At 72.5% G+C, this 16974-nt stretch carries 17 protein-coding genes; 11 read left to right on the forward strand and 6 right to left on the reverse strand.

Annotated elements, in window-relative coordinates; genetic code table 11:
• Window position 1: 1 nt before the first annotated feature.
• The 3 genes from MED15_RS06215 to MED15_RS06225 all read right to left on the reverse strand — a co-directional run bounded on the left by MED15_RS06215 (window position 2) and on the right by MED15_RS06225 (window position 4194).
• A complete protein-coding gene (locus MED15_RS06215; RefSeq protein WP_112734995.1) occupies window positions 2-3433 on the reverse strand; it encodes an ATP-binding protein in 3432 nt (1143 codons plus the stop codon).
• Window positions 3434-3503: 70 nt separating this feature from the next.
• Window positions 3504-3866 carry a hypothetical protein gene (locus MED15_RS06220; protein ID WP_053654782.1) on the reverse strand — a complete coding sequence of 121 codons (363 nt, stop codon included), beginning with the start codon at window positions 3864-3866 and terminating at the stop codon, window positions 3504-3506.
• Window positions 3867-3879: 13 nt separating this feature from the next.
• Window positions 3880-4194 (reverse strand): hypothetical protein, encoded by a 315-nt coding sequence (locus MED15_RS06225; RefSeq protein ID WP_030327982.1) that lies wholly within the window; start codon window positions 4192-4194, stop codon window positions 3880-3882.
• Window positions 4195-4550: 356 nt separating this feature from the next.
• On the opposite strand from MED15_RS06225, the gene folP reads away from it, so the two are divergent.
• From folP to MED15_RS06260, 7 genes are all read left to right on the forward strand, one after another.
• Window positions 4551-5447 (forward strand): dihydropteroate synthase, encoded by an 897-nt coding sequence (gene folP, locus MED15_RS06230; protein WP_112734996.1) that lies wholly within the window; start codon window positions 4551-4553, stop codon window positions 5445-5447.
• Complete coding sequence (folB, locus tag MED15_RS06235; protein ID WP_112601536.1) at window positions 5444-5812, forward strand: dihydroneopterin aldolase; 369 nt, start codon at window positions 5444-5446, stop codon at window positions 5810-5812. The genes folP and folB overlap by 4 nt, the downstream gene beginning before the upstream one ends.
• Entirely contained in the window at window positions 5809-6336 is a 528-nt protein-coding gene (folK, locus tag MED15_RS06240) for a 2-amino-4-hydroxy-6-hydroxymethyldihydropteridine diphosphokinase (protein WP_112582861.1), read from the forward strand. Before folB ends, folK begins: the two co-directional genes overlap by 4 nt.
• A 19-nt stretch (window positions 6337-6355) precedes the next feature.
• Entirely contained in the window at window positions 6356-6892 is a 537-nt protein-coding gene (locus MED15_RS06245; protein WP_112734997.1) for a DUF3180 domain-containing protein, read from the forward strand.
• Between the two features lie 118 nt (window positions 6893-7010).
• Window positions 7011-8225 carry an ABC transporter permease gene (locus MED15_RS06250; RefSeq protein ID WP_112732332.1) on the forward strand — a complete coding sequence of 405 codons (1215 nt, stop codon included), beginning with the start codon at window positions 7011-7013 and terminating at the stop codon, window positions 8223-8225.
• A gap of 53 nt (window positions 8226-8278) precedes the next feature.
• Window positions 8279-8587 carry a hypothetical protein gene (locus tag MED15_RS06255; RefSeq protein ID WP_091403607.1) on the forward strand — a complete coding sequence of 103 codons (309 nt, stop codon included), beginning with the start codon at window positions 8279-8281 and terminating at the stop codon, window positions 8585-8587.
• Between the two features lie 125 nt (window positions 8588-8712).
• A complete protein-coding gene (locus MED15_RS06260) occupies window positions 8713-9144 on the forward strand; it encodes a hypothetical protein (RefSeq protein WP_309251436.1) in 432 nt (143 codons plus the stop codon).
• Between the two features lie 52 nt (window positions 9145-9196).
• Here MED15_RS06260 and MED15_RS06265 read toward each other — a convergent pair whose 3' ends face one another.
• Window positions 9197-10201, reverse strand: coding sequence for an ABC transporter ATP-binding protein (locus tag MED15_RS06265; protein WP_208646565.1), 1005 nt, complete (start codon window positions 10199-10201; stop codon window positions 9197-9199).
• A 2-nt stretch (window positions 10202-10203) separates the two neighbouring features.
• On the opposite strand from MED15_RS06265, the gene MED15_RS06270 reads away from it, so the two are divergent.
• The 4 genes from MED15_RS06270 to MED15_RS06285 all read left to right on the forward strand — a co-directional run bounded on the left by MED15_RS06270 (window position 10204) and on the right by MED15_RS06285 (window position 14609).
• Complete coding sequence (locus MED15_RS06270; RefSeq protein WP_091403225.1) at window positions 10204-10890, forward strand: ABC transporter permease; 687 nt, start codon at window positions 10204-10206, stop codon at window positions 10888-10890.
• Window positions 10887-11627 (forward strand): ABC transporter permease, encoded by a 741-nt coding sequence (locus MED15_RS06275; RefSeq protein WP_091403223.1) that lies wholly within the window; start codon window positions 10887-10889, stop codon window positions 11625-11627. Before MED15_RS06270 ends, MED15_RS06275 begins: the two co-directional genes overlap by 4 nt.
• Before the next feature lie 200 nt (window positions 11628-11827).
• Window positions 11828-12832, forward strand: a complete 1005-nt coding sequence (locus MED15_RS06280) for a glycine betaine ABC transporter substrate-binding protein (RefSeq protein ID WP_112582865.1) — start codon at window positions 11828-11830, stop codon at window positions 12830-12832.
• A 160-nt stretch (window positions 12833-12992) separates the two neighbouring features.
• Window positions 12993-14609 (forward strand): hypothetical protein, encoded by a 1617-nt coding sequence (locus MED15_RS06285; protein WP_208646567.1) that lies wholly within the window; start codon window positions 12993-12995, stop codon window positions 14607-14609.
• A gap of 18 nt (window positions 14610-14627) precedes the next feature.
• On the opposite strand, the gene MED15_RS06290 is transcribed toward MED15_RS06285, so the two are convergent.
• Both MED15_RS06290 and MED15_RS06295 read right to left on the reverse strand, forming a co-directional pair.
• Complete coding sequence (locus tag MED15_RS06290) at window positions 14628-15815, reverse strand: NADH-quinone oxidoreductase subunit D (protein WP_181518448.1); 1188 nt, start codon at window positions 15813-15815, stop codon at window positions 14628-14630.
• Complete coding sequence (locus tag MED15_RS06295; RefSeq protein ID WP_112734998.1) at window positions 15812-16960, reverse strand: SAM-dependent methyltransferase; 1149 nt, start codon at window positions 16958-16960, stop codon at window positions 15812-15814. Before MED15_RS06295 ends, MED15_RS06290 begins: the two co-directional genes overlap by 4 nt.
• Window positions 16961-16974: the final 14 nt, after the last annotated feature.

Consider the following 16974-nt stretch of genomic DNA (forward strand, 5'->3'; position numbering starts at 1 on the left):
GTCACGCCTCCAGATCCGGCAGGGGGATACTCGGCAGGACTCCGGCCGCTGCGGCGATCGCGGCGGGCGTCGTGTCGAGGTGGTCCAGCAGCCCCTCGACGTACGAGACGTCGACTCGGACCTTCTGCACCCGGCCGTCGACGTCGCGCATCACGAACTCGCGGAAGCCGAGCCGGCTGGACGAGCTGGTGTCGGCGGCGGAGAGTGAGGCGAGGGTGGCCTCGTACCCGTCGTTGACCGGCACCCGGAGCAGCCGGAGCGCTTCGGAGGCGATCTCGGCGTCCTCGGCGATGCGGCCGACGAAGACGGTGGAGACGAGGTTCTGCACGTCGAGGCCGAGGATGTCGCGGGGGTTCTGGGAGGCGACCAGTGCGGCCAGGTTCCACTTGCGGGAGTCGCGGGCGAGTCGGACCAGGAAGGAGCGCCCGGACCGCCAGCCTTCCATGAAGTGCGCCTCGTCGAGGCCGACGAGTTTGCGGGATGACATGGAGCCGCCGTAGCAGCGCCGGACGGCGAGCCGGTGCGCGGTGTGCAGCATCGGCAGGGCCAGTGCTTCCTCGGCTGACCAGTACTCCCGTTCGATCTTGAGGTCGGGCAACCGTAGCCCGGCCATGGTGATCACGGTGAGTGCCGCGTCGGCACCCAGCAGCCCTTCCGGCGGTCGGCCGAAGAAGAGCATGGCCAGTGGCATCTCGGCGGTGTCCAGCAGGAGGTTGGCCAGTTCCTTGCCGGCGTCGTCGTCGAGCCGCCCGAGGCAGCTCACCACGTCGTCCAGGGTGGAGGTCTCCTCGGCGGGGACCTGGCGGACGGCGTGCCGGAAGAGGGTGGCGGTCGACGCCTCCCTGGCCACCTGCGGCGGGACGAGCATCATGCAGATGTCCTGGACGAGCATCCGCCGCTCGGCTCGGGCGTTGGAGACGGCGATCTCGAACTCCCGGTCACCGGCGGCCCCGGTGCCGAACTCGGAGCGCAGCGGCGTCGGGATGAGCGAGTAGGGCGCCAGGGTGCCGTGCTCCGAGCCGGTCAGGTTCAACACCCGGGAGTACGGCCGAAGCTCGGGCATCGCGCAGAGGCGGGCCAGCGGGCCGGATGGGTCGAGCAGGGTCACCTGGACACCTCGGCGGGCGGCCAGGTAGCCCAGGGCGCCGAGCAGGGTCGACTTGCCACCGCCCGGTTCGGCGACGAAGACCGCGAGCCCGGAGCGTTCCCGGACCTCCATGGGGAAGTGCAGGTCGAGGAAGACCGGGCGGCGGCAGGTGCCGGCGGTCCGGCCGATCAGGTCGCCCCGCCGGTCGCCCACGTTGGATGCGGCCTGGGGGAGCGCGGCGGCGAGCAACGGCACCGGCATGCGACGCACGTAGCCGGTGTTGGCGATCGGCTCGCCGGGGATGAACTCGCGGGCCAGCCAGTCCTGGTTCTTCGGGTGCTGCAGCGAGATGCGTAGCTCCCGGGAGTAGAGCTGGATGAGCCGGCGGGCCCGCTCCAGGCATTCCTCCCTGGTCCGGCCGCCGACCGCGATCCGGTGCCAGCCGTGCGCACGGGCCGAGTCCACCGGCAGGCCGGTGGTCATCTCGTCGCCGATCACCAGGGCGCGCTTGGCCAGTCGCTCCAGCTCCGGGGGAGCGTCGATGCCGTGTTCGGCGTAGTCGAGCTGTTGCGAGCGGATCATCCGCAGCCGGTGTTCGAGATTGCGGAAGGAGTCGCCGGAGCCGAGGATGTCGACGCGGGTCGAGATTTCCATCGGCCAGGGCAGCCGCTCGTGGAAGTGCAGCCAGGGTTCGTGTCGTTCCGGGATCTCCAGCGGCTCCATCCGGCCGACCGCGAGCACTGCCACGTGCCGCTCCTCGCCGGTCATCCGGTTGACCAGCTTGACTGTCGAGCCGTACGGGGTGCGGTAGCGCTCGACCTGCTCGGTCATGGCGAGCAGGTCGCCGCGCTCCCAGCGCCCGTCGGTGACGGGGGAGAGGGTGCTCGGCGGCGACATACAGAGCGCCACCGAGCGGTAGAGCAGCCATTCCAGCTCCTGGGCGGTGACCCGCCGGCCGCGCATGCCGAACGCCCCGAGCACCTCGTCGAACTGTTCCACGGTGCGACCCAGCTTGCGGCGTTCCCCATCGGCGGTGCCCCGGCCGAAGGTGCGCAGCAGCCGCTCGGTGAGCGAGTCGCCGAGGGACCGCCGGGCGAAGGTGACACCCAGGTAGGTCTGGCCCTCGGCGTGGTTGACCGCCATCAGGTGGCGTTGGGCGGCGACCAGGTGGTCGGCCCAGCCGGTGGTGCCGGGGACGTCGGGCAGCGGCGCCGAGGTGTGCGTGTCGATGGTGCGCGCCCACTCGTCGGCGGGGAACGGCCGGGTGGTGCGGCGCAGGTGCAGTCGGAAGCCGGCCAGGCCGGCGTACTGCTCGGAGATCGCCGACAGCAGCGCCTCGCGTTCGGCGTCCGGCCGGAACGCCCAGCGAACCTCGGGCAGCCAGTACCAGGCGGTGACGGTGTTCGGAGTGAAGGTGAGGTGGCCGGCGATCTCGGTGATGGCCAGTTCGACAGACGGATCCCGATCCCCGAATTTGATCTTTGGAGCGCGAACCCTGGTCGGCTTGATCGGTCGGTCCGGACGGCTCGCCGTGCGCTGTCGGGGTGCGGCGATCTCCTTGCCGGTGCTCCTGGGCCGATCCGAGTCGGTGGCCCGGCGCGGCGCGCGTTCGAGAGCTGGCCGATCCGCAGCCGTGATCATGGCCGGCTGCTCCGAGGTGGCCGTGGACCGGCCGGCCGTGGCCGTCGGCTGGGGCGCTTGAGCTGCCGGTCGGGCCGGCGACGTCGCTGCGGGGTGGCCGCCCGGCGCGGTGCTGGCGGGTCGGCGGACGGGGCTCGCGGTCGCCTGCGACCCGCCGCCGGTGGACGGGTCGGGCTCGTCCGGCGGACGCAGCATCGGCCGTCGATCGCCGGCCTGGTGCGGCACCCGGGACTCGCTGGCCGGGTGGCCGCCTCCGTGTCGTGGCTCGACGGGTCGGCCACCGTTGCCCGGCGGATCGGCCGGCGTCCACGGTGGCTCGAGCTCGGGAACCGCGCGGGCCGGTGCCGGGCTGGCGGCGGGTGGCGGCTGATGCGGGATCGCCGGCTGCTCGCGGGTGCTCGGACCGGCGGTGACGGCTCGTGGCGAGGCGGGTCGTCCCCCGCCGCCGAAGAGGTCCAGGAAGGGAGAGTCGATGTCGGCGTTCTCGCCGGCCGACACGGCGGTGGGCTCGGCCGGTGGCGTCCGGCGGGGAATCGGCCGGGGTGCCTGGAACACGCCGACGGCACCGTGGCCGGGCGACGTCACCAACGCGGGGTCGAGGGCAACCTCGTCCTCATCCTCGGTGTAGTCGAATGAGTGCGCACGGTGACCGGCTGGTGCGCCCGGGCGGCCGGCCGGGGAGCCCGGCGTGGAGGAGCGGCTCATGCGATCGCCTCGGCGACTGTCGGCAGACCCATGCCCGCGTCCTGCGACGGACCGTTCGACGTACGTCCGGTCATGCCAGCTCCTCCCTAATCCTGATCCGGCTGCCGACCAGGCGCGGATCGCGCTGCTCGACCGCCGGCTCCCGGGTGCGTCGCCAGTCGGTCAGCGCGGTGCGGATGACCACCCGCGCCGGCCGATCGGGGTCGACGTGCCGGAAGATGAACGACGTGGTCACGATGGCGAGCGCGATCTCCCAGGCTGGGAAGAGCTCGACCGTCAACGTGAACAGCCAGTGGATGAACATGTAGAGGGGGACCAGCAGCATGAAGAGCCCGTACTGGGCGTAGGGCAGGTGGACCGGAAGGGTGTAACCGGGCGGCCCGAGGTAGACCAGGCGGGCCCGGTAGATGTCGTCGTCGGTGCGCAGCCGCATCTGGTGAACGCGCCTATTCGAAGATCAGGTCGATCAGGTAATCGCCGACGAAGAAGAGTGTTGCCGCGCCCGCTATGAAGGCGAGCCCGACGATGGCGATCGCGGAGCTGGTCAGCACCTTGGAGATCTCGCCTCGGCTGGCACGGCCGATGAAGATGACGCCCAGGACGGCGAGCAGGATCGGCGCGATCTTGCTGGCGAAGAAGGTGACGACACTGTTGGTGTCGATTCCCTTCGGTGCCGGCTCCGCGAGTGGAGCCGACGCCAGGGTGGAGAGCGCGTGGGCGACGCCGGACGACGCCGTCTCCATGAGCTCGAAGGCGATCACTGGAACCTCCCCATAGCGCGGCCGGCGGTGCCGCGGCGGTGCAATAGGCAAGCCGGACGGGAAAAGTGCCCCACAGGGCATGGCGTTCTTGACCCTGTGTTCGTTACTCACCACGGAGGGTGGCGAGGTTTGGGCGGATTTTCCCCGCTTCGGCCCTCCCTCCAAGCTTCGCCATCTCGATGCTGGCCAATTCCAAAGCGTACGGGCCGCCCCGGATTGCGACAAGCCGCGAAGGGGCTGCCCGATACTGCCCAGATGACCGATCGTACACCTGTTCCAATCGGCACGTCAGGGGCAGTGATGCGCGGCCCACCCGGGTCGCTGGGCGCCGCCGCCGCGACCGGTACCGTCTAGTCGTGACCGATCTGGTGCGGGCTTCGGGCCCGGTGGTGATGGGCGTCCTCAACGTCACACCGGACTCCTTCTCCGACGGCGGACGGTACGCCGACCTGGACGCCGCCGTCGGACACGGCGTCCGTCTACGCGATGCCGGCGCGCACCTGGTCGACATCGGTGGCGAGTCGACCCGTCCGGGCGCCGAGCGGATCGACGCCGCGACCGAGGCCGAGCGGGTGTTGCCGGTCATCCGCGAACTGACCGCCGCCGGTGTGGCGGTCAGCGTCGACACCAGCCGCGCGCGGGTCGCGGAGGCTGCCCTGGTCGCCGGCGCGGCGGTGGTCAACGACGTCTCCGGTGGCCTGGCCGACCCGGACATGGCCCGGGTGGTCCGCGACGCGCACTGCCCCTGGGTGCTGATGCACTGGCGTGGGCACTCCCGTGCCATGCGCGAGCTGGCCACCTACACCGACGTGGTGGCCGACGTCCGGGCCGAGCTGGCTCAACGGATCGACACGGCGCTGGCAGCCGGGGTGGCAGCCGACCGCCTCATCGTCGACCCCGGGCTCGGCTTCGCCAAGACGGCCGCGCACAACTGGGAGCTCAGCGCCCGCCTGCCGGAGTTGCTGGATCTCGGCTACCCGCTGCTCTTCGGGGCGAGCCGCAAGTCGTACCTCGGTGGGTTGCTGGCCGGTGCGGACGGCACGCCACGACCGACCGCCCAGCGGGAGGCGGCCACCGTGGCCACCAGCGTGCTGGCGGTCGCCGCGGGCGCCTGGGGCGTACGCGTGCACGACGTGCAGGCCACCGCCGACGCGCTCGCCGTCTGGGCGGCGACCGGCAGCCCTCGCCTGGCCGTGCCGCCGCACGCCGGGAAGCGAACGCAAGACGATCACGAGCATGGGGTACGGCGATGACGACGGACCGGATCCAGCTGACCGGCCTGCGGGCGCGCGGCCGGCACGGGGTGTACGACTTCGAACGCGAACAGGGGCAGGACTTCGTGGTCGACGCCGTCCTGGAGCTGGACCTCGGCCCGGCCGCGGCCAGCGACGACGTCACCGCCACCGTGCACTACGGCGAGCTGGCCGAGCGCCTGGTCGCGGTGGTGACCGGCGAGCCGGTCAACCTGATCGAGACCCTGGCGGACCGGCTCCTCGCGGTCTGCCTGGCCGACGATCGGGTCGACGCCGCGACGATCACCGTGCACAAGCCGGAGGCTCCGGTGCCGCACACCTTCACCGACGTGGCCGTCACCATGACCCGGGCGCGTACGCGATGACCCGGGCGGTCCTCTCGCTCGGCAGCAACCTGGGCGACCGCCTGGAGCACCTGCGCACGGCCGTCGCCACCCTCGGCGACGCGGTGCTCGTACTCTCCGGGGTGTACGAGACTCCACCGTGGGGCGACACCGATCAGCCCGCGTACCTCAACGCGGTGGTGCTCGTGCAGGACGAGAGCGCGACTCCGCGCGACTGGCTGGAGCGGGCCCGCGAGGCGGAGCGCGCGGCCGGCCGGGTCCGTGACCCGCAGCGGCGGTTCGGGCCGCGCACCCTCGACGTGGACGTGATCGCGGTCTGGGGCGACGACGACGAGCCGGTGCTCAGCGACGAGGAGGAGCTGACCCTGCCGCACCCCCGGGCGCACCTGCGCGCCTTCGTGCTGCGTCCGTGGATCGACATCCAGCCGTACGGTCGGCTGCCCGGTCACGGCTGGCTGACCGACCTGCTGACCACCGGCCCCGCGGCCGACGAGGCGTTGGAACTGCGTCCCCGGCCGGAGTTGGCGTTAGAGTCGACGGCATGACCGAGCGGAACGGGCCGGCATGACGCAGGCGAAGCCCTCACCCGGCGGGTCGGGCCCGGACGGGTCTCGGATGGGCCCCACCCGGATTTCGACCCTGGTCGTGGCCGGCCTGGGTGCGGCGGCGGTGGCCTGGCTGCTGATCAGCACCCTTTACTACAGCGGCATTCCCCGGCTGCCCTGGCTGCCGGTGGTGACGCTGGCCGGGCTCGCCGTGCTGGAGGCGTACGCCGCGATCAACACCCGGGGCCGGATCGAGCGCAAGCCGGGTCGAGACCCGGTCAACCCGCTGTTGGCCGCCCGCTTCGTGGTGCTGGCCAAGGCGTCGGCACTGGCCGCCGCGATCTTTGCGGGCTTCTACGCGGGGCTCACCGGCTGGCTCTTCGTGGAAACCACCCGCGCGGCCCTGGACGATCGACCGGCCGCCAGCGGAGGCCTGCTCGCCTCGCTGGCACTGGTCGGCGCCGCGCTCTGGTTGGAGCGCTCCTGCCGGGTGCCGGAACGCCCGGACGACGAGCGCGAGCAGGACTCTCGGGAGAGCCGCCCCGGCCAGCGCTGAGCAGGGGGTTACGCCCGGCTGCGGGCGCGGGTACGGTGCCTGCGATCGGAGAGCAAGGGCCGCCCAGGGTCCGTCCGTGCGCCGGACTGGGACGGTCGGCCACTGGGGAGGCGGCGTCATGGGGTACGAAGAAGCGGGCCGGGACCGGTCGGCCGAACCCGCGTCTGGGGTGCCGGCCGCCGTACTGGAGAGCGTCTTCGACGACCCCACCCACGGTGAGCCCGGCCGTGATCGGATCGGCGTGCACCTGTGGTGGGAGCTGCTGCTGCTGGCCGGGCTGGCCGCCGTGAGCTGGCTGCTCTGGCGGGAGGATCCGGCCGCGGTGCGCGACGGCAACCTGCGCACGCTGCTGATCGACGCGGTCGGGCTGGGGTTGCTCGCGCTGGCCGCCGGGCTGAGCCTGCGGACGGCCGCGCCGAACCTGGCCGTCGGCCCGATCGCGGTGGCGGCCGCCCTGCACTACGCCGAGCAGGGTGACCGGGGCCTGCCGGCGTCGCTCGGCTCGGCCATGGCGGTCGCCGCGGTGGGCGGGCTGGCGCTGGCGCTGGCCGTGGTGGTGCTGCACGTGCCGGGCTGGGCCGCCAGCCTGGCCGGCGCCGCCGCCGTGGTGGTGTACATCGAACGCCGTTCGGCGCCCGTGCTGGTGCAGGGCGACTACGACCCCACCAGCAGCGCCGGTTACCTCTTCGCCGGCTTCGCCGCGGTGGCCGTCCTGGGTGGCCTGTTCGGCGCGATCCGGGCGATCCGCCGGCTCGTCGGCCGGTACCGGCCGATCACCGACCCGGCCCGTCGGCGGGGCGTGGTGGCCGCCGTGGTGACCGCCGTCGCGTTGGTCGTCTCCACGGTGCTGGCCGCTCTGGCCGGCATGCTGCTCGCCGCCAACGACCCCGGGCCGGTGACGCCCACCTCGGGGCTGGACTGGACGGTGCTGGCCATCGGCGTGGCCCTGCTCGCCGGCACCAGCGCGTACGGCCGCCGGGGCGGTGTGTTCGGCACGCTGCTGGCGGTCGGCCTGGTCACTGTCTTCCAGGTGTACGCGCCGGAGCGGGGATGGACGTTGAGCAACTGGGTGGTCGGCGGAGCGGCGCTCGGCGTCGGGTTGCTGGCCACCCGGCTGGTGGAGACGCTAGGACGACCCCGACCGGGCAGCCCCGACCGGCCCGAGCCGGTCAGCGACGGCACGATCAGCTCGGGCTGGGCCACGCCGCAGCCGCAGTCCGTCGACAACTGGCCTCCCACGCTGCCGACTCAGGCCGCGCCGCAACCGATGGACCCGTGGCGGGATCCGCGGTGGGAGGACGGGCCGCGACGGTGGGACACCGACGAGCGGTGAGCCGCGTCGCGTCCGCCGAGCCGGAGCTGATCTCGACCGTTAGGCTCGGCGACATGACCGACTCACCTGCCGCCACCCCGGGCGGAACCTCGTTCGAGGAGCTTGACGCGCTGTCCACCGAGGAGCTGCGGGAGCGGGCGTTCGCCCGGGCCCGGGAGCATCGGGACGTGGGCTTCTTCTGGTCGGTGCTGCGCCACCTGCCGAACGCGGACGAGGCCACGGTGCTGGACGGCGCCCCGAACTCGATCGGCCCGACGATCGACGAGGCCAACGCGCTGTGGCGGGAGCTGACCGGTCACGGCTACGAGGAGTCGGCGCCGCTGCTGCGCGCCGCCTTCATCGACTACCTGATGAAGCACTGAGCCGCTCGGGGCAGCCCAGGTCCGCCCGAGCCACCGGTTCGGGGCCTGGGCGGATCGCGTCGCTCGTCCACCGTTCCGGCCCGGTCAGCCGCTACGGCACGGCCGCCGGCACCGGCGCGCTCGCCGTGTTGCTGCTGGTCGGGATCTGCGGCAGTCCGGCGTACACCGGCTGGGCCGCCACCCTGACCGACCCGGAGTCGGGCGGCGCGTTCTACGCGCGCCTGCTCGCCTGGCCGGCCTGGCGGCTCGACGCGGACGGGCAGGCCGGCGGGTTGTTCGCCGCCGACCTGCGAGCTGTGCTGCTGGTGGTCCTCGCGGTGGCGCTGCTCTACCTGTTGCCCGCCGCGCAGGTCGCCCGGGTGCCCGGCCCGGTCAGTCAGTTCTTCTCCGGCTGGGCCGCGTACGTGCTCGCCGGCGGGCTGGCCGCCGTGCTGGCGGCGCTGCTCGGCCCGGCACCGTCACTGCTGGGGGCCCTGCAGGACGCCAGCACCGGTGCCGGTTACGGCTTCCTCACCGGGTGGATCATCGGCATCGCCAGTCTCGGCGGTCGCGCCTGACCCGGCCGAGGCGCGGTCAGGCACGGCGGTCGTGCCTGCCCCGGCCAGGGGTTCAGCTGCTCGGGCGGCCGAGGTCGAGGAGGCGCTGTCGGCTGAGCGCGCCCACCGGCCGACCGGCGTCGGTCACGAGGAGCCGGTCCCGGCCCGATGTGAGCAGGACCGCCAACGCGTCGTACGCCGAGCCGTCCACAGCGACGGTGGGCAGGTCCGGTGCGGCGTCCTCGGGCACCGGCTCCAGCGCCTCCCGGTCGAGCGGGGTGACCGCCAACCGGCGAATGCCCCGGTCGGCGCCGACGAACTCGCGTACGAACGCGGTGGCGGGTGCGCCGAGCAGTGCGGCCGGGGTGTCGTACTGCTCCAGGTGACCGCCCTCGGAGAGGACCGCGATCCGGTCACCGAGTCGGACGGCCTCGTCGAGGTCGTGGGTGACCAGCACGATCGTCTTGCGCACTTCGGCCTGGAGGCGCAGGAACTCCTCTTGGAGGCGGGCCCGGACGATCGGGTCGACGGCCGAGAACGGCTCATCCATCAACAGCACCACCGGGTCGGCGGCGAGCGCCCGGGCCACCCCGACCCGCTGCCGCTGGCCACCCGACAGCTCGTGCGGGTATCGACCGCCGAACTCCGCCGGGTCCAACCCGACCAGGTCGAGCAGTTCGTCGACCCGGGCCTGGGTCTGGCCCTTGGGCCAGCGGAGCAGGCCCGGCACGGTGGCCACGTTGGCCCGCACGGTCTGGTGTGGAAAGAGACCAACGTTCTGGATCACGTACCCGATTCGACGGCGCAGTCGCACCGGGTCGACGTTCGTGACGTCCTCGTCGCCGAGCGTGATGCGACCGGCGGTCGGTTCGATCAGGCGATTGATCATCCGCAGCACTGTCGACTTGCCGCAGCCGGACGGGCCGATCAGCACCACCAGCTCGCCGGCCCGGACGTCCAGGCTGAGGTCCCGGACGGCTTCGGTGCCGTTCGGGTAGCGCTTCTGGATGCCGTGCAGCGCGATCGGCGCCGCGCGAGGGGACTGGGCCACGCTGGCAGCCTCCGGGGTAACGTCCACGTATGTCCTTCCGCCTGAGCTACCGGGCCGACCCGGGTAACCCCTGGTTCTCCTGGCAGTACGTGCGGGACAACTCTGACACGATCCTCGCCGCGGTGCGTGAACACGCCTCCCTCACCGGCCGAGCGGTGTTGATCGCGGTGCTGATCGCCCTGCCCTTGTCCGTGCTGGCGTACTGGGTGCGTCCGCTCGCCGGTCCGATCCTCGCCGTCAGCGGGGTGGTCTACACCATCCCGTCGTTGGCGCTCTTCGCGTTCATCGCCCCCTACCTGGGCACCGGGGCGACCACGGTGCTGGTCGGGCTGGTCCTTTACGCGCTGCTGCTGATCGTGCGCAACGTGGTGGCCGGTCTCAACCAGGTGCCCCCGGAGGTTCGCGAGGCCGCCGAGGGCATGGGTTACGGCCGGTGGAGGCGGCTGTTCCGGATCGACCTGCCGCTGGCGCTGCCGGGCATCGTGACCGGCGTACGGCTGGCGACGGTCTCGACGGTGGCGTTGGTCACGGTCGGGGTGCTGGTCGGGCACGGCGGGCTCGGGCAGTTGATCTTCGCGGGCTTCCAGAACAACCTCTACAAGGCCGAGATCATGACGGCAGCACTGCTCTGCGTGGCGCTCGCGGTCGTGCTCGACCTGTTGCTCATCCTGGTCGCCCGACTGGTGACTCCCTGGTCCACCCGGAGGGCACGGTGACCGTCGCGGCGAACCCGATCGGGCAGGCGATCACCTGGATCAACGACCCACTGAACTGGACCAACCCCGGCGGCATGCTGGACCGGCTCGGCGAGCACCTGACGATCTCCGCCCTGGCGGTGGCGCTCGGCTGTCTGGTGGCCTGGCCGCTCGGGCTCTGGTTGGGTCACCTCGGTCGAGGTGGCGGCCTCGTGGTGCTGATCTCCAACGCCACCCTGGCCATCCCGACCCTGGCGCTGCTGACCATCCTGCCGGTCGTCTTCGCCAGCGGCTTCGGGAAGACACCGGTCGTGGTGGCACTTGCTGTCTTCGCCGTACCGCCGCTGCTGGCCAACGCGTACACCGGGGTTCGGCAGGTGGACCCGGAGGCCCGCGATGCGGCCCGGGGGATGGGCCTGTCCAGCGCGCAGCTGCTGCGCCGGGTGGAGTTGCCGCTGGCGGTGCCCTATCTGGCGGCCGGCTTCCGCACCGCGGCGGTCCAGGTGATCGCGACCGCGGCGCTGGCGTCCTTCGTCAACGGCGGCGGTCTGGGCCAGATCATCCGGACCGGCTTCGGTATCGGTATCGCGGCCGGCGGAGGGCAGATCGTCGCCGGCGGTGTGCTGGTGGCCGGGCTCGCGCTGTTGGCTGAGGTGGTCCTCGGCGGCGTCGAACGGCTGGTCACCCCCAAGCCGCTGCGGCGCGGGCGGCAGCGCCTCGGGCGGCCCCGGGCCGCCGACGCGACCGGGAGCGCCTGACCCGTCCGGGTGAGCTCGCGTCGAGCTGGCGACCCACGCCCGTCAAATCGGTGACGATGGGGTGACGAAGTCCATCCCAAGTTGTCGGTCGGTTCCGGAGCATGTTGGGTGGACATTCGCGGGCGGCCGACAGTCAGGATCGCCCGTCGGACACGCGGCCGGCCCGGGACGGGTCGCGCCGGGACACGGAAGGCGGGCACATGCGCGCACGTACACGTCTGGCGATCGGGGCGGTCAGCGCCGTCGCCGGGGCGGCACTCCTCACCGGCTGCGGTGACGCCGGCTCGTCCGGCACCGACGCACCCCAGACCAGCGCCTCCGGCGCCGGGTGCGCCCCGGTCGCCGGCCAGCAGCTCATCGCTCTGCAGGACGACAAGAAGCTCCAGAACTCCGACAACGTCATTCCCGCGGTCAACAGCAAGGCGGCCAACCCGCAGCTGATCGCCGCACTGGACAAGGTCTCCGCCGCGCTCGACACCCCGAAGCTGATCCAGCTCAACAAGGCCGTCAACGAGGACCGCAAGACCCCCAAGGTGGCGGCCGAGGAGTTCGCCAGCGCGAACAACCTCACCGCGGGCATCGCCAAGGGCCCGGGCGGTGACATCACGGTGGGTGCCGGCAACTTCGCCGAGAGTCAGATCCTGGGTGAGCTGTACCGGATCGCGCTCTCCGCCGCCGGCTACCAGGTCAAGGTGCAGCAGATCGGCAACCGCGAGTTGTACGAGCCGGCTCTGGAGAAGGGTGAGATCCAGGTCGTCCCGGAGTACGCGGCGACCATGGCCGAGTTCCTCAACACCAAGGCCAAGGGCGGCACTCCGCCGCCGATCTCCTCGCCGGACATCAACACGACGGTGACCGCGCTCAAGGCCGAGGGCGACAAGGTCGGCATCACCTTCGGCACCCCGGCCGCCGCACAGGACCAGAACGCCTTCGCGGTGACCCAGGCCTTCGCCGACAAGTACGGCGTGCGGACCCTCTCCGAGCTGGCGGCGAAGTGCTCCGGCAGCGCGACAGTGCTGGGTGGCCCGCCGGAGTGCGAGCAGCGTCCGTTCTGCAAGCCGGGCCTGGAGAAGACGTACGGGCTGTCGTTCGGCAAGTTCTCGTCGCTGGACCAGGGCGGGCCGCTGACCAAGAGCGGTCTGCGCGACGGTTCGATCAGCGTGGGTCTGATCTTCTCGTCGGATGGCGCCTTCGCCACCAGCTGAGCCATTTCCGCACGAGCTGAGGACGCCCTCGCCCCGACCGGGCGGGGGCGTCCGTGCGTCCCGGGGACCCCGTTCCCTCCAATGGTCAACGTGGGTAGGCTGCACATCCATGCCAGCCCCGGCCATCTCTGAAGCCCGGCGTCAACCATCGTTGCTGACCATGCTCTTCTGGGCGGGCGTCGCTCTCGCGCCGGTGGCGGCGCTGATCCTGCTGGTGGCTGACGGCAACGGCCCGCTGCGTTTCGCCGCGGTGCTCGCCATCCTCGCGGTGGTGCTGATCGGCCTCTCCATCGCGTTGCGGCCCGACGGCGAGGGCGACTCGGTGCGCGCCGACGAGTTGCTGAACGAGATCGAGGAGCTGCGCCGGGAGCTGCGCAGCGAGATCGTGGCCGCCGCCCAGCGCGGCAACCAGGCGCTCGACCAGGCGCAACGGGCCCAGGAGGGGATCGCCGCGGTGCGCCGCCGTCTCGACGCCAGCGGTGCCGCCCTTGCCGGTGCCGCCCCCGCCGTCGAACCGGCAGGCGCCGGACGGGCGCGGGTGGCCGTCGAGCCGCCGGTGGACGACACGCCGGTGGCCCGTAACCGGGGCGACGCGCCGGCCGGCCGTGCCCGGGTGTCCGGCCCCGACGACGCGCCCCGGTGGGGGCGCCCCGAGCACCCGGACGACGACGAGCCGGCGTACGCCCGGGAGGCCCCCGAGCCGCAGGCCACCGCCGGGATGTACGGCGGGGAACGGCCGGCCGCCACCGCGTACGGCTCAGCTCGCCCCCGGGAGCACGACCGCCCCGAGGCGGCGCACCGGCCGGGTGGCGTGGTCCGACACACCGAGACCGTGCACGTCACCACCCGGCACACAGTGGTGGACGGCGGCCCGGCCGAGCCGGCGGGGCGCTACGGCGGTGGGTACGCCGGTCAGTGGACCCCACCCGCGCAGGAGTGGACCCGGGGCGGCGACGCCGATCAGCCCTCTCGCCCGTCCGGCCGGGCGAGGAGCGAGCCGGAGCAGCACCCCAGAGCCGGGTACGGCGACGAGCCGGGCTGGACGGGCCGCCGCGACGAACCGGAGTGGACGGATCGGCGCGACGCGTACGCCCAGCCCGACGAGCCCCCTCCGGCGGCCCGGTCACACCGCACCCCGGAGAGGCCGGCGGCGGAATCCTGGGACAGCCCGGACGATCGGGGCTGGTCGGAGCAGCGCGACCGGGCGGGCGCCCCGGCACCGCAGCCCGGGCCGCCGCTGCGGGCCGACGACACCGGCGAGTACTGGTCGCAGCTGCGGGCCGGTGACCGGTGGGCCGCCGTCCGCGACGACGAAAACGGTCGCGAGTTGCGGGTCGGCGAACGTCGGGCCGAGGTGCACGCCGACGCTACCGGCACCGAGTACCGGGTGGCCGACCGCTGGGCCGCCGTCCGCCACGAGGAGCCGCGCCGTCACGAGGACGCCGTCCGCTACGAGGAGCCGCGCCGTCACGAGGACGCCGCCCGCTACGAGGAGCCGCGCCGTCACGAGGACGCTGGCCGCTACGAGGACGCCGGCCGGTATGAAGAACCGCGCCGTCACGACGGTGGTCGGCGGGCCGAGCCGGGAAGGCCCGCGCTGCCGGTGGGCGGTGTGCCGGTACCGGACGAGTGGCGCCCACCGCGCCAACGCGGGCACCAGGCGGAACCCGCGCCGGAACGGACCGGGCGGCGACGGGTCGACGAGCGCTACGGCTACCCGCCGCAGGACGACGTGCCGCGTGCCGGCGGCGCGCCACCCACCGACCGCTGGCGGTGACCGGTCAGGCGGCTCGGGTCACTTGTCGATGTCGCCGACCACGAAGAACATCGAGCCGAGGATCGCGATCAGATCAGGGACCAGGCAGCCGGGGAGCAGGGTGGCCAACGCCTGCACGTTCGCGTACGAGGCGGTGCGCAACTTCAACCGCCACGGCGTCTTCTCGCCCCGGGACACCAGGTAGTAGCCGTTGATGCCGAGCGGGTTCTCCGTCCAGGCGTACGTGTGCCCCTCCGGCGCCTTAAGCACCTTCGGCAGCCGGGTGTTGATCGGCCCGGTCAGCTGGTCCACCCGGTCGAGGCACTGCTCGGCAAGGTCCAGTGACGCGTACACCTGGTCGAGCAGCACCTCGAAACGGGCGTGGCAGTCGCCGGCGGTCTTGGTGACCACCGGAACGTCCAGCTCGTCGTAGGCCAGGTAGGGGTCGTCGCGGCGCAGGTCCAGGTCGAGCCCCGAGGCCCGGGCCACCGGGCCGGACGCGCCGAACGCGGCGGCGTCCGCGGCGGACAGCACGCCCACGCCGACGGTGCGGGCCAGGAAGATCTCGTTACGCCGGATCAGGTGGTCCAGGTCGGGCAACCGGCGGCGTACCTCGCCGATCGCCGCGCGGGCCCGCCCGGTCCACCCGTACGGCACCTCCTCCTTGAGGCCACCCACCCGGTTGAACATGTAGTGGATCCGGCCGCCGGAGACCTCCTCCATCACCGCCTGGATGGTCTCGCGTTCCCGGAAGGCGTAGAAGATCGGCGTGATCGCCCCGATCTCCAACGGGTACGAGCCGAGGAACATCAGGTGGTTGAGCACCCGGTTCAGCTCCGCCAGGGCCATCCGCAGCCAGGTGGCCCGCTCCGGCACCTCCATGCCCATGAGGCGTTCCACAGCGAGCACCACGCCCAGCTCGTTGGAGAACGCCGAGAGCCAGTCGTGCCGGTTGGCCAGCACGATGATCTGCCGGTAGTCGCGCACCTCGAAGAGCTTCTCCGCGCCCCGGTGCATGTAACCGACGATCGGTTCGCAGGCGACCACCCGCTCGCCGTCGAGCACCAGCTTCAACCGCAGCACACCATGGGTGGAGGGGTGCTGCGGGCCGATGTTCAGCACCATGTCGGTGCCGAGTTGCTGATCACCGGTGCCAGCGATCAGCCCGGCCCCGGTGCCGACGGTCAGTTCACGGAGGTCCCCGGCGTCGGTGGTCATGCCCGTCATCGTGCCACGACCGTCCCGAGCGGGATGCCGACCGGCTGGCGCAACCACCAGTGCCCGCCGAGGCCGGCCGGGTCGGTCAGCTCGGCCACCGCCGACGCGGCGGCCAGCGCCCGCACATAGCCGACCGGGTCGGTGCCGGCCAGGCTGAGCGGTGGTCGCCCGCCGTCGGCCCCGAGCGCCCGCAGCGCCTCCCGCTGCAAGACCAGGGAGTACGCGCACCGGGCGACCGCCGCGCCAGCGGAGGCGACGGAGTCCATGGCCACGTGTGCTGTGACATCACTCGACCCGTCGGGCACCGGAGGCACCTGCCGCCCACCCCGGTACCCGTTCAACGTCCCGTCGGCCGGCCTGCTCTCCCGCAGGTGCCCGTAGTCGACAGCGACCGCCATGCCCTGCTCGATCTTTTGCACCGCGTTGGCCCAGGCTTCGTCCCTGGTCCGTCCGATTTCGGCTCTTCTGTGGTCGCTGTGGGGGGTTTCGGGGCTGGGCCACCAGGTGGTGAGCCAGTCGTGATCATCGGGGCTGACCGGCTCACCGACTGATTCGGCACCGCTGTCGGGGTCGACCAGCAGGTATCGCCAGCCGTCTTCGGTGTGCACCGCCACGTCCAGCGGGACGTTGTCCAGCCACTCGGTGGCCAGCAGCACTCCGGTGATCTCGTCGGGGATCGCGGCTGTCCAGTTGATCTCTTCGGGCAGGTTCTCGGGGCGGTCGGCGTACTCGACGGCTGTGAAGCGCACCCGTTCCGCGAGCGACGGTCGGACCGTGCCGGACGACGGCTCATCCCGCAAGGAACGGACGGAGGCCGTGGAAGTCAGGGTTTCCGGGGAGCCCGCCCGCGGAGGGATCAAGCCTGACCGCCCGGAGCGGGTGGGCTCCCCGGAAACCCCCACCGCAACCCCGACGGACGCCAGCAGAGCGTGCAGCAGCTCCCCACGCCCGGCGCCCACGTCGACCACGTCAAGTCGCGAGGGGTGGCCGAGGGCTGCGTCCACCTCCGTGACAAGGCGCAGCAGGGCGGTGGCGAAGGCCGGGGAGGCGTGCACGCTGGTGCGGAAGTGGTCGGCCGGCCCGGTGCCGGCGACGAAGAAGCCGCCCGGCCCGTAGAGCGCCCGGCTCATCGCGTCCCGCCACAGGATCGACATCAGTCCACTCCGAG

Origin of the sequence: Micromonospora noduli (assembly GCF_003264475.1) — a bacterium.
Lineage (GTDB): Bacteria > Actinomycetota > Actinomycetes > Mycobacteriales > Micromonosporaceae > Micromonospora > Micromonospora noduli.